We start from the raw sequence: 11661 nt of genomic DNA, 5'->3' as shown, positions 1-11661 counted from the left end.
GTGTCCAGACGCTGCATCTCCGCTTCCAGGAAGGCCCGGTTGTAGAGGTCGGTGAGGGAGTCGTGGAAGGAGAGGTGGCGGATGCGTTCTTCGGCGCGTTTCTGCTCGGTGATGTTCTGGCCGAATTCGATGAGGGCGGTGACCTCCCCGCTTTCCGCAAGAACCGGATAGCCCCTCAGAAGCCAGGTCCGCCCGTCCGGAGTGCTGACCTGTCCGGTGGCCGGCCGCCCGGTGTCCCGGGCGGTGACCACCGGACAGGCGGGACAGGGCTCGCTTCGCTGGTGCCAGAGTTCGAAACAGGGTTTTCCGACCAGATTTTCCAGCGGGAGACCCAGCGCTTCAGTGGCGGCCCAGTTGGCCCATTGCACGCTCAGGTCCGGAGTCAGGAAGCTGATCATCTCCAGTATGGCGTTGAGGATCAGGGCTTTCTCCTGTTCACTGTGGCGCAGGGCCGCCTCGGCCTTTTTCTGCTCGGTGACGTCCCGGCCGATGCCGGCCAGGCCGATCACTTGTCCCTGATCGTCGAACAACGGCAATTTCGAAGTGAGGAGCCAGCGTTCCTGCCCGCTTCCTTTAAACGCCTTCTCTTCCCTATTGATGACCGGTTTGCCGCTGGACAAAACGTAGCGGTCGTCCTGGTAAAACTGCTCGGCGATGTCGGAGGGGAAAACTGCAAAGTCGGTTTTACCCAGGGCTTCTTCCTCCCGGTCGAGTCCCATATGTTTGACGTCGGCCGGATTGGCCAGAAGTTTGCGGGTCTCCCGATCTTTGGCGTAGATCCCATCCGGGATGTTGTCGATAATGGTCCGCAGGAGCCTCCGTTCCCACCGGAGTTCTTCCCGCCGCCGGTATTCTTCGGTGACGTCCCGAAACACGAGCACCGCCCCCAGGATAGTGCCGTCGCTGTCGCAGATCGGAGAGCAACAGTCGGCGATCTGCCGCCGGGTGCCGTCCCGGGCGATGAGGAGGGTATGGTTGGCCAGGGTGACGGTTCGGGCCTGTTGCAGGGCGCGGTGCACCGGGCTTTCCAGCGCCTGGCCGGTTTGGGCGTGCACGATGTGGAAAAGCTCATCCACCGGTTTTCCCCGAGCTTCGGCATGGGTATACCCGGTAAAGACTTCCGCGGCCGCGTTCAGGCCGCTGATCCGGCCGGCCGCGTCGGTGCTGATCACCCCGTCCCCGATGGAGCGGAGGGTGGCTTGGAGGAGTTCCTGGCTTTCGTGGAGTTCGGCCGTGCGCCGGCGGACCCGTTTTTCGAGGCTGAGGCGGTAATGGGCCACAAATCCACCAAAGACGCTCAACAACAGAGTTAGCAGGGTCCCGGCCAGGGCACTCAACCAGCCTTCCCGCAGCGGGTAGAGAGAGGAGAACCCCCTGCCTGCCCGGCTCACCACCAGGTAGACTTTCCCGAAGGCAAACAATGGTGTCGCGATGCTTAGGGATTGGAAAGACGGCCGCCAGGTAGCGCTCCGGGCGGGAAGCCAGTCCTGGTCCGGGGAGGGGGAGGAGAGGCGGAAGAGTTCCGTACCGTTGCCGAGTTGGTACAGGGACACCGTAAGGACCGCGGGATCGCTACCGGCGATCCTGGCCGTGCGGGCCAGGAGCTGGTCCATGTCCAGGACGGCCAGGACGAAGCCCCCCTGGTTTTTCGGTACTCCCTGGGGAAAAACGGGCCGGACCAGGTTGATACGGGGGGGGATGCCGTTTTCCGGGATCGGCGGAAGCGGATCGCTGGCCGTAATCAGTCCGGTCCGGCGGGCCTGCTCCAGGGCCCTGCGCCGGAGGGGGTCAGACCCCAGGTCAAACCCCAGCACCGCGTGATTCCCCTCCCGGGGCGCCACGTAGAAGACCGGGTAATACCACTCCCGCCGGGCGGCCGGAACTCTCTGTCCCTGGCAATCCAGTTCCCAGAGGGCGTAGTCGACGATGCCGTCATGCCGGGCCGCCGCTTCCCAGCGTAAGCGGTCTTCCACCGGCACTGCCGGCACCCACTGCCAGGACTGGATCTCGGAGTACGCGATCAGCCGCTCGGTGTACTCCAGAAACTCCTGCCGGTCCACCGGGACATTGCCTTCCAAAAAATGCCCCAGTCTCCCCATCTGTTGACTATGGGTCTCCCGGAGCGCTTCCGTGATGCTGCTGGTTTTCTCCGCGGCCAGGTGGGCGAAGGCCGCCTGGCGGCTCCGCTGTTCTCGCTCGTAAACCATAATCGTCAGGAAAACGGTTATGGTCAGCCCGGTGATACAGATTACGATGGCCTCCCCGTAACGCTTGCTCTCTCCCTGCCGGCGCGGGTTGGAGGGGGGCTCGCGCTTCCCTAAAAGCAGCGGGCTGAGCAGGAGGATCAAAAGGAAGCTGATCGTGCCCAGCGCAGGGAGAAGTAGACTTTGGAGGAGCAGAAGGCGCCAGTGACGGAGGGAGATGTCTATCCCCACAACCGCCACGTTCTCCCCGCTGTGTCGGTGGAAGAGGGGAAGCAGGGCGCTTTTCCAGGGACCCCCCCGGTCCCGCCGGGGGCCCTCGGTGGTGACCTGGGCGGTGGAGAAGGCCTGCCGGAGGGCGGGGGAGGCTTCGACAACCTCCCCGGGCCTAAATCCCTCGGGGGAATCCGCCGGTTCGGAGTCCACCAGAAAGACGATCCTGCCGTCGGCGGTGCGCCTCAACACGTACAGGAAACGGTATTGGGGGAAAGCCTGACGGGTAAGCAAGAACTGGGCCTTGAGTTTGCGATAGAGGGGGGTCTCTTCGTCTTCTGCGCTTCCCCTCAACTGGGAGATAGGCTCTGGATTGAAAGCCTGGAGCAGCAAGCGGCCCTGTCGGAGGAAATCTGCATACAACAACTGCTCGGTGCGTTGCACCTGCCAGCAGGCAGCGAGCAGGCCAATACCGAGCGCCGCAATAGCCCAGCGGATTTTCTGTCTGGGGATCGAGAGGTTCATCGGCTACGCACTGCGGGGTAGTCCATGTTGAACGCTCCGGGAACGGCATATTGTCTATTGTTGCAAATATCCGCCTTCTTTGTCAAATAAAATAAAACGGATATCCTTTTCCTGCTCTTTGCCAGCGGGCCCGACTGCTTGGTTCTGCCATATGTACCGGCTAGGTCAACGGGGAATGCCGGTACACGGAAGATTACTCGGAAGGGTCCGGTTAATCGACCTTGGGTTTTATCCCGTCCTTTTACGCTGAAAACGTACCGACCCGATCAGGTTGGGAAGCATGACCACCATGACCAGGATGGTCCCGATGATCACCAGCATCACCTGGCCGGGCACGTTGAGTAGTCCCAGTCCGAAACGGAGCAAACGCATCAGGATCAGGGCCAGGATAGCACCGACGATGCTCCCTTTCCCTCCTGAGGGGCTCACTCCTCCCAAAACGGCGATGGCGATAACTTCCAGTTCATATCCCAGAGCGATATTCGGTCGGGAACTTCCCAATTTGGAGGTGAGAAATACCGCCGCCAGGCCAGACATCGCCCCAGCCAGGGTGAATAGGATGAGTTTGATCCGGCCTACCGGGATACCGGAAAACCGGGCAGCGACCTGATTGTTCCCCATCGCGAAAATCTTCCGGCCGAAGGTGGTTTTATGAAGCACCAGTCCAAAGATTATCGCCAGAATAGCGAAGATCAGGATAATGAAGGGGATCCCGCTCGCTCCTATGTGCCCCCAGGCTAGGTAGGCATACCAGCGGGGAAACCCCCCTACCGCCCGGTCTCCCAGGATAATGAAAGCGATTCCCCGGAACAGAGTGTTGGCGGCTAAAGTCACGATCACTGAGGAGAGGCCGGGGATACGGGAGATCAAAAAGCCGTTGAATGCCCCGCACAGGGTTCCCACCACACAAGCGACGAGGATGGCCAGACCCATGGGCACCCCAGCTTGGAAGGCGATAGCCATCAAGACTGAGGAGAGGGCGACGGTGGAAGAAACCGAGATGTCGATTTCTCCGGAAATTAAGATCATGGCTACCGGGAGGACGATGAATCCTCTTTCCAGGAACACCGCCATGGCCTCTATCAGTCTTTGATAGTCCCAGAAATGCGGTGAGAGGCGGCTGTTCACGATGCTGATTCCAACGATCAGACCTACCAGAAGCCATTCCCAACGGAGAAAGACCGCTCGGGCACTCCAGCTGCCGGAGGAGATTATGGCTTTGGATGTTTCCATCATATTTTCCTTTGCAGCAGGGCTTTACGTTCGAAGTTCCGGGTGATGGCGATGTTCACCAATACCGCTACCAGGATGATCGCTCCCTGCAGGGCCATTCTCCAGAAGGGGGAAACCCGAATCATGGGCAATGCGTTATTGATAATGCCGATGGTGAAGGACCCCAGAAGTATGCCGGAGACTGTACCCACACCCCCGGTGATCGCTACTCCTCCCAAAACACAGGCGGCCACGATGGTGAACACATACCCGGAAGCCGAATCGCTTTGGGCGGAGGCGTAGCGGGAGACCCACATGACTCCGGCCAATCCATAGAGGGCTCCCGAGAGTGTATACACCAACCAGACGATGCGGTTGGTCTTGATCCCGATGATGCGGGCCGCTTCTAAATTACTCCCTACGGCGAAAATCTTCCGGCCGGTTTCGGTGTGGTTGATGAAATAGGTAAAGATGATGTAGGCCACGACGGAAATCAGAATCAGGTTGGAAAAGCCCAGGAGTCTTCCGGTGGACATGGCTTTGAAACCGTCAGGCAATTCATGGGCATTGACCCACCGGCCGCCGCTGATCATAAAGGTGAGCCCCCGGTAGACGTACATCATGCCCAGGGAAGCGATAATCGGGACCACTCGGCCCCGGGCGATAATGGCCCCCGTAATCGCTCCAAATCCTGCTCCCAGAGCCATCCCCATAAAGAGTGTCAGGACCGCCGGAATCGCCGGGTAGCGGATGAGGGTCAAGCCCACGATCATCCCGGTGAGGGCTATCCCCGATTCGGCGGACAAGTCGATTCCTCCAGTAACCAATACCATCATCATGCCGATAGACAGGATAGAAAGAATCGAGGTATCCAGGAGCATGTCGTGCAGATTTCCCCAGGTGAGAAAGCGGGGATTGCGCGCCCCGATCAAGAGTGAAATAGAAATAATGAAAACCACCAACCCCAGATCTCGAAACCCTCGCAGGTTTTTTAAGAAATCCAGGCCGGAGTTTTGTATTGAGCGGTTCATTTTTATACCCTTTCCTTTACCGGTTCACTTCCACTGCAGCCGCCAGCAATTTTTCCTGGGTAGTCTCCTCCCGGCTGAACGTGCGGGTGATCCGCCCCTCGCGCATCACGATGATCGTATCGCTCATCCCCAGGATTTCCGGCATTTCCGAGGAGATCATGATCAGAGCGAAACCTTCGGCGGCCAGGTCGCTCATGATCTGGTGGATAGCCGATTTGGCTCCCACATCCACCCCCTTGGTCGGTTCATCCAGGATCAGAATGTGCAGTTCTCCCGCCAGGAGTTTTCCCACCACTACTTTTTGTTGATTTCCTCCGGACAACGCGAGTGTTTTTTCGAAGATGGAAGGCGCCTTGATTTTGAGCAATTCAAAGAGTTTTTGGGAAACCTTGTATCCCGCTTGATTTTTCAGCCAGCCTCTCCGGGCATAACGATCGAGGGTGGACAGGGTGATGTTGTCGGTGATGGTCAAGGGTAAGACCAAGCCCTGTATCTGGCGGTCTTCCGGCAGGTAGCCGATTCCCAGTTCCATGGCCTTCCAGGGGCTGTCGATGGTGCATTCTTTCCCTCGCACAAAAATTTTCCCCCGGTCACTGGGGTGGATCCCGAAAATGGCCTGGGCCACTTCCGACCTGCCGGAGCCCACCAGTCCAGAAAAACCGAGTATTTCCCCCTCACGGAGGGAAAAGGAGATATCAGCGAAGTAGCCCACCCGGGACAGCCCTTCCACCCGGAGAGCTTCTTTTCCAACTGGAACAGTGGATTTAGGAAAAAGCTGGTTGATTTCCCGCCCGACCATCGCCTTGATCAGTTCAGCTTCGGAAATCTCCGGGACCGGCCAGGTTCCGATGCTTTTCCCGTCCCGAAAAACCGTAACCCGTTCGGCGATCTGGTAGATGTCTTCGAAACGGTGGGAGATGAAAATGATCGAGGTTCCTTCATTGCGCAGGCGGCGGGTGATGGCGTAAAGTTCCTCGGTTTCTCCCTTGGTCAAAGCGGCGGTGGGTTCGTCCATGATCAGAATCCGGGCATTGAGCGAGAGCGCCTTGGCGATTTCCACCATTTGTTGTTGTGCGATACTCAGGTCTCCCATCCGGAGATTCGGGTTGAGATCCGTACCCAGGGATTTCAGGAGCCTTTTCGCTTCAACTCGCATTTCTTTCCAGAGCAGGTGGCGGGAACGGGGCTCCACCAGAGGGTGACCCATAAAGATATTTTCCATTACGGTGAGATGGGGAAAGCAAGTGGGGTATTGGTAGATGGCGGCGATCAAGTGTTTCTGGGCGACGGTGGGATTGCTGATCAGTATCTTTTTTCCGTGAAAAAGGATTTCTCCTTTGTCCGGCTGGAATACGCCGGTGATGATTTTAATCAGGGTTGATTTACCGGCGCCGTTTTCGCCCACCAGGGCGTGGATTTCACCCGGCTTGAGGTTGAAATCCACGCTTTCCAGGGCTTTGACCCCGGGGAAATTTTTCGATATTCCTTTTAATTCCAGTACAAATTCATTCATGGCTCTTTCGGGAGATGGTTACTTTCCGGAATATCCCGGGCGGGGTACTGACCCCGCCCGGAAGGGATGAATCGGTAATTGGTGAACAGGAAGCGACTTGAGGCAAAGCTTAATCAATACACGACTTTCCACTCTTCGATGTTCGTCGCATCGAAGCGAAAGGGCGGGCCGAGCAGGACTTCTAACCCACCGTCAGCGGTAGTGGTAATGGATTTTTCGCCCATCCGGCCGGCCGTGAGGGTTTCCCCGACTGCTCCACTGATCGTTCCATCAAGCAACAATCCCGCTACATAGGTTGTTAAGTATCCCAAATCTACCGGATTCCAGAGGAACATGGCCTGGCAGACACCGGCCAAAATCCACTCGGCCATTTCACTGGGCAGTCCCAGGCCGGTCAGTTGAACCTGCCCGGTCAAACCGGCATCGGAGATGGCTTTCCCCGTAGCGGCGATTCCCACCGTGGTGGGGGAGATGATTCCCCGGAGATTGGGAAAAGACTTGAACAGACCCATAGCCTCGTTATAACTTTTATCCCGCAGGTCATCTCCAAATACGACGGAGACCAATTCCACGTTTTCATACTGCGGTTCTTTGAGTTCTTCCCTCATCCATTCGATCCAGATGTTCTGGTTGGTCATGGTGGCACCGGCACTCAGTATGGCGATCTCACCTTCATAATCGATCATTTCCGCGATGGCCTGAACTTGGAGTCGGCCGATTTGTTCAAAGTCGGCCTGGTTGATGTGAAGAACCCTCCCGTCGGGATGGACTCCCGAGTCGAAGCTGATGGTCAGGATTCCGGCATCTCTCGCCCGTTGCATCGCCGGAACCAAGGCATAGAAATCATTGGCGGATACGGCAATGGCATCAACCTCTTGAGCGATCAAGTGGCTGATGATTTCAATCTGTCCTTCCACGGTGGGAGTGGGAGGACCCTGGAAAATTAAAGTGTTTCCCATCTCGTCAGCAGCGGCCTGGCCTCCCCGGCCAACCGCATCGAAGAAAGGATTACCGACGTTTTTGACTACCATGGCTATGTCAAATCCTTCAGCAAACGCATACACTGAGAAAAGACCGAGCAGGAGTAAGCAGGACAAAAATACAAGCAGTACTTTTTTAGACATAAATATCCAACCTCCTTATTAAGACTCCTCTTTCAACTGACCAGTTCTCCATGTTCTTGAGGGAAGATGCCTTGAAACGGTGTTCAAGAAAGAAACACCCCAACAGCCAATAGATGATTTGTGCGAGTTTATGCACCTCCTTGTGCTTTATTGAGGACAGAGAAAAGGTTCCCATAATTTCCTTTGCCCGCAGGATTCAATGGAATTCTCTGACCAGTTACACGGCATATGGCGCATTCAATGTGATAGTGGGATGAGAGCGTGATATGTGGCCAGTTTTTCAGCGTTGCTTTCAAACGGGAGAAATATGACTTGTTTCTCTCGCCTCTTTAACTATTATATAGGAAGAAAAGATTTTGTTCAATATGGAGTTGAAGGGACGAAAGGGAGGTGTTAACCATGGAACGCTCAACTCTCGTTTTTTCGGAAGGCGGACCACAGCATTTAGACCTGGTATTGGATAAGTGCAGCCGGGTGATCAGAGAAGAGGGGATTAATCACCTGGTGGTGGCCACTGGGGGAGAGACGCTTCTCCGGGCCGCCCGTTTACTGCGGTCAGATATCGCGGGAGGTTTGAATCTGGTCGGGGTGACACTACAGGCCGGAACCTGGGTGGAATACGGAGAACCGAATTGGGACAAGCTGGCGGAGGCAAAAAACCTGGGAGCCCAGGTTCTCACCTGTACCCACTCGCTCATGGGCAATGTCGAGTCAGCCATCGTTCGGAAGTTTGGTGGCGTCCCACCGGTCGAGCTCATCGCTTATACCTTGTATGCCTTTTCGCAAGGGACCAAGGTGGCGGTGGAAGTCATGTTGAGCGCGGTAGATGCCGGAATGCTCCCCTCCGGAGTTCCGGTGATCGGCGTCGGTGGGACGGGAGAGGGGGCGGATACGGCGTTGCTCATGCGTGCGGTGTCCACCGTCGATTTCTTCGACCTGAAAATCCATGAGATCCTGTGTAAACCACGATAAGGGTTGAGCGTGTGGAGAATGGTACTCGTGAGTCGAAAGTCGTGAGTGATCACTCACGACTTTCGATATTTTCCTAAAACACTCTCCGCCTGTTCAAGAATAAAGTCCCAGGTGGCCCGGACATGGCGTTCCTCGGTCAGGCGGGAGGCGATGACCATCCGGATGGCGTAACGTCCCCGCAGGACAGTGTGAGTGAGAAAGGCTTGACCGGTGGCGTTGATCCGTTCCAGAAGTTCCCGGTTCATGGTGGTGAGGTCTTCTTCCGAACGGTTCCCGTCGTTCAGCCGGAAGCACACCAGGCTCACGCTGACCGGGGCCATGAGTTCAAAGCGGGGGTCGGCCGTCACCCATTCCTTGAATTGTTCGGCCAGGCGTAAATGTTCCCGCAGTATTGACCGCAGACCTTCCACCCCGTAGCTGCGGATGACGAACCAGAGCTTCAGGGCCCGGAAGCGGCGTCCCAACTGAATCCCCCAGTCCCGAAAATTTGAAACCTGGGCGTCTACTCCGGTTTTCAGGTATTCCGGGTGGATTTCGAACGTTCGGGTCAGGAGCGTTGGGTCTTTGACGAAGTAGGCCGAGCAGTCGAAATTCGTAAACATCCACTTGTGGGGATTGAAAACGAAAGAGTCGGCATACTCCACGCCGGACAGGAGGGATCGTTTCTCGGGAAGAATGGCCGCGGTACCGGAGAAGGCGGCGTCGACGTGAAGAAAGAGACGATGGCGGCGGCAGATTTCCCCGATGACTTTTAGGGGATCTACTGCGGTGGAGGAGGTGGTGCCCACGGAGGCCACCACACAGGCCGGGGTCAGACCTTGGGTCTTGTCGCGCTTGATGAGTTCCTCGAGTTTTTCGGGAAGCATCGCAAAATTTCGGTCGGTGGGAACCAGCCGGAGATTGGTTTTCCCGAAACCGGCGATCTTGATCCCCTTTTCGATACTTGAGTGAGCTTCCTCGGAGGCATAAACCGTCAGGGGTTTTTGAACACCGAAAGTGTTTCCGGAAAACTCGGTAGCCACTTCCCGGGCGGTGAGTAGCGCGCACAAGGTGGCCGTGGAAGCGGTGTCCTGGATCACTCCCTTCCAACCCTCGGGTAGCTGGAGCATCTGACGGAGCCATTCCATTACCACTTCCTCGAGTTCAGTAGCCGCCGGTGAGGTTTGCCAGACCATACACTGGGCTCCCAATCCGGCGGTCAGGAGTTCGGCCAGGATAGAGGGAGGGCTGGTGTTAGCCGGAAAATAGGCAAACCAGCCGGGATGCTGCCAGTGAGTGATCCCCGGAACGACAATCTGCTGGAAGTCGGAAAAAATCTGATCCATCGCTTCCGGCTCACTCGGAGGGACTACGGGCAATTGACCCTTGATTTCCCCCGGTTCCACCCGGGATTTAACCGGGAAACGCTCCAGGCCTTCCTGATAATCGGCCAGCCAGTCGATGAATGCATATCCGTACCTTTTAAACGCTTCTTTGTCCACTGCCATACTCCTCCTGTCAGTCGCTTCGCACTCCTTCGTTTTGAATTGTCCTGATCCACGGGGGTTTTATAATGGGCTGGACCTGGGAGCTTTTGTTCTATCTCCTGTCTCTTTTCCAAGGTGCACGACCCTGCCCCGCTTACCCCAGGCGGATTTTCCGTAACGCGAAGCCCGGCTGTTCAGCGTGATCCGGCTGGTTTCCGGAAAGGAGACTCCCGGAACCTGCCGGAGGTATCCGGCCCTGGTGAAAAACCGGGCTCAGAGCCTGGGCCACCCGGCGGCCATCGGCCAGTTCATCCACCGGGGTCTTCCAACTCCCTGAGGAGGTCGGCGACGACCTGGGGATGTCCGCTTTTTGCCGCTTCGACGCTGGCCCACATCATGGCGTAAGTTTTGATGTTGTCCCGGAGAGAGAAATGTGATTCGCTGCGCTCAGTCACACATCGGCAGAATTCTGTGAGCAGTTCTTCCCGTTCGTCGACCACGTCCGAAGGATAGATGATTTCTTGCCGGTTCCCTTCCCTGGGATAGTGGTAGATCCGATTGTCTTCAAGCGTCAAGGCTCCCTGGTCCCCATAGCAATATATATTGCCGGTCCATTCGGTGGTTTTGCCAAAGCTCATCCAGCTGCCACAATAATTGACCTGAATACCCCGGGAAAAACGGATCACGCCCATGGCCGAGGCATTACCCGAAAACCAGCTCCAGGCCGGATTGAAACTTTCCATGGTGATCGTTTCCGGTTCATCATCCAGGACATAGCGTAGCGTGTCAAAATGATGAATGGCCATATCCTCCAGCAGGGGAAAGGTCATTTCTTCCCGCCAGCCTCCGAATTTCCAGGCCTTATGGAATTCATACAGCAGGTACCCGACCGCTCCAGCAACGCCGGAGCGGTAGATCTCTCGGAACGCTTTGATGGGAGGCTTGAGCCGGTAATTTTGTCCGACGAGGTAAATAAGCTCGGTGGTCTTTCGCCAGGCGCGGTAGATGGCGGCCGCGTTTTCCCAGGAGTCGGCGATGGGTTTTTCCGAAAGAATATGGAGCCCCTTTTCCATTCCCCCCAGAGCGGCATCCCGGTGGTAGCGGTTGGGGACGGCGATGAGAAGAGCTTCGGCACTGGTTTCCCGGAAAGCTTGTGTGAGGCTTTCACAGAGCTTCACCCCGTGGCCGGGGTATTTCCGGCTGAAGCCTTCCAGGGCTTCCGGCCGGTTATCCACCAGAGCCGCCAACGCACAACGAGGAGAGCGCATGAGAATATCCGCCCACCCCTCACCGAAAAGCCCGTAACCCACTTGAATAAATGCGATGTCTGCCATGTATTTCCTCCTCTGTCTCCAATCTTAATTCTACTGCAATAAGTAATTTTGCTGCAAAAGAACGAAGGAA

At 56.7% G+C, this 11661-nt stretch carries 9 protein-coding genes; 1 reads left to right on the top strand and 8 read right to left on the bottom strand.

Translation table 11 applies throughout. The features are described 5' to 3' along the window. The 5 genes from VLH40_08115 to rhaS form a co-directional block, all read right to left on the bottom strand. Positions 1-2939 (bottom strand): PAS domain-containing protein (locus VLH40_08115; GenBank protein ID HSV31968.1); only part of this gene is annotated, 2939 nt, incomplete at its 3' end. 228 nt (positions 2940-3167) lie between these two features. Beyond that, on the bottom strand, positions 3168-4175 hold the full coding sequence (locus VLH40_08110) for an ABC transporter permease (GenBank protein ID HSV31967.1): 1008 nt from the start codon (positions 4173-4175) through the stop codon (positions 3168-3170). Next, positions 4172-5182, bottom strand: coding sequence for an ABC transporter permease (locus VLH40_08105; GenBank protein HSV31966.1), 1011 nt, complete (start codon positions 5180-5182; stop codon positions 4172-4174). Before VLH40_08105 ends, VLH40_08110 begins: the two co-directional genes overlap by 4 nt. A 16-nt stretch (positions 5183-5198) precedes the next feature. Next, on the bottom strand, positions 5199-6695 hold the full coding sequence (locus VLH40_08100; protein HSV31965.1) for a sugar ABC transporter ATP-binding protein: 1497 nt from the start codon (positions 6693-6695) through the stop codon (positions 5199-5201). A 113-nt stretch (positions 6696-6808) separates the two neighbouring features. Beyond that, positions 6809-7819 carry a rhamnose ABC transporter substrate-binding protein gene (rhaS, locus tag VLH40_08095; protein ID HSV31964.1) on the bottom strand — a complete coding sequence of 337 codons (1011 nt, stop codon included), beginning with the start codon at positions 7817-7819 and terminating at the stop codon, positions 6809-6811. Positions 7820-8218: 399 nt separating this feature from the next. On the opposite strand from rhaS, the gene VLH40_08090 reads away from it, so the two are divergent. Next, on the top strand, positions 8219-8791 hold the full coding sequence (locus VLH40_08090; protein HSV31963.1) for a hypothetical protein: 573 nt from the start codon (positions 8219-8221) through the stop codon (positions 8789-8791). A 53-nt stretch (positions 8792-8844) separates the two neighbouring features. On the opposite strand, the gene VLH40_08085 is transcribed toward VLH40_08090, so the two are convergent. The 3 genes from VLH40_08085 to VLH40_08075 form a co-directional block, all read right to left on the bottom strand. Then, positions 8845-10272 carry a pyridoxal-dependent decarboxylase gene (locus VLH40_08085; GenBank protein ID HSV31962.1) on the bottom strand — a complete coding sequence of 476 codons (1428 nt, stop codon included), beginning with the start codon at positions 10270-10272 and terminating at the stop codon, positions 8845-8847. 139 nt (positions 10273-10411) lie between these two features. Further along, positions 10412-10573 (bottom strand): hypothetical protein, encoded by a 162-nt coding sequence (locus VLH40_08080; GenBank protein HSV31961.1) that lies wholly within the window; start codon positions 10571-10573, stop codon positions 10412-10414. After that, complete coding sequence (locus VLH40_08075) at positions 10566-11591, bottom strand: Gfo/Idh/MocA family oxidoreductase (protein ID HSV31960.1); 1026 nt, start codon at positions 11589-11591, stop codon at positions 10566-10568. Before VLH40_08075 ends, VLH40_08080 begins: the two co-directional genes overlap by 8 nt. Positions 11592-11661: the final 70 nt, after the last annotated feature.

Source organism: Atribacteraceae bacterium, assembly GCA_035477455.1.
Taxonomy (GTDB): Bacteria; Atribacterota; Atribacteria; order Atribacterales; family Atribacteraceae; genus DATIKP01.
This window is presented reverse-complemented; position numbering and strand designations above follow the sequence as displayed.

Excerpts from the sequence above, each read along its gene's own strand:
- VLH40_08110 (HSV31967.1), bottom strand. The coding sequence starts at position 4,175 with ATGATGGAAACATCCAAAGCCATAATCTCCTCCGGCAGCTGGAGTGCC.
- VLH40_08105 (HSV31966.1), bottom strand. The coding sequence starts at position 5,182 with ATGAACCGCTCAATACAAAACTCCGGCCTGGATTTCTTAAAAAACCTG.
- VLH40_08100 (HSV31965.1), bottom strand. The coding sequence starts at position 6,695 with ATGAATGAATTTGTACTGGAATTAAAAGGAATATCGAAAAATTTCCCC.
- rhaS (HSV31964.1), bottom strand. The coding sequence starts at position 7,819 with ATGTCTAAAAAAGTACTGCTTGTATTTTTGTCCTGCTTACTCCTGCTC.
- VLH40_08090 (HSV31963.1), top strand. The coding sequence starts at position 8,219 with ATGGAACGCTCAACTCTCGTTTTTTCGGAAGGCGGACCACAGCATTTA.
- VLH40_08075 (HSV31960.1), bottom strand. The coding sequence starts at position 11,591 with ATGGCAGACATCGCATTTATTCAAGTGGGTTACGGGCTTTTCGGTGAG.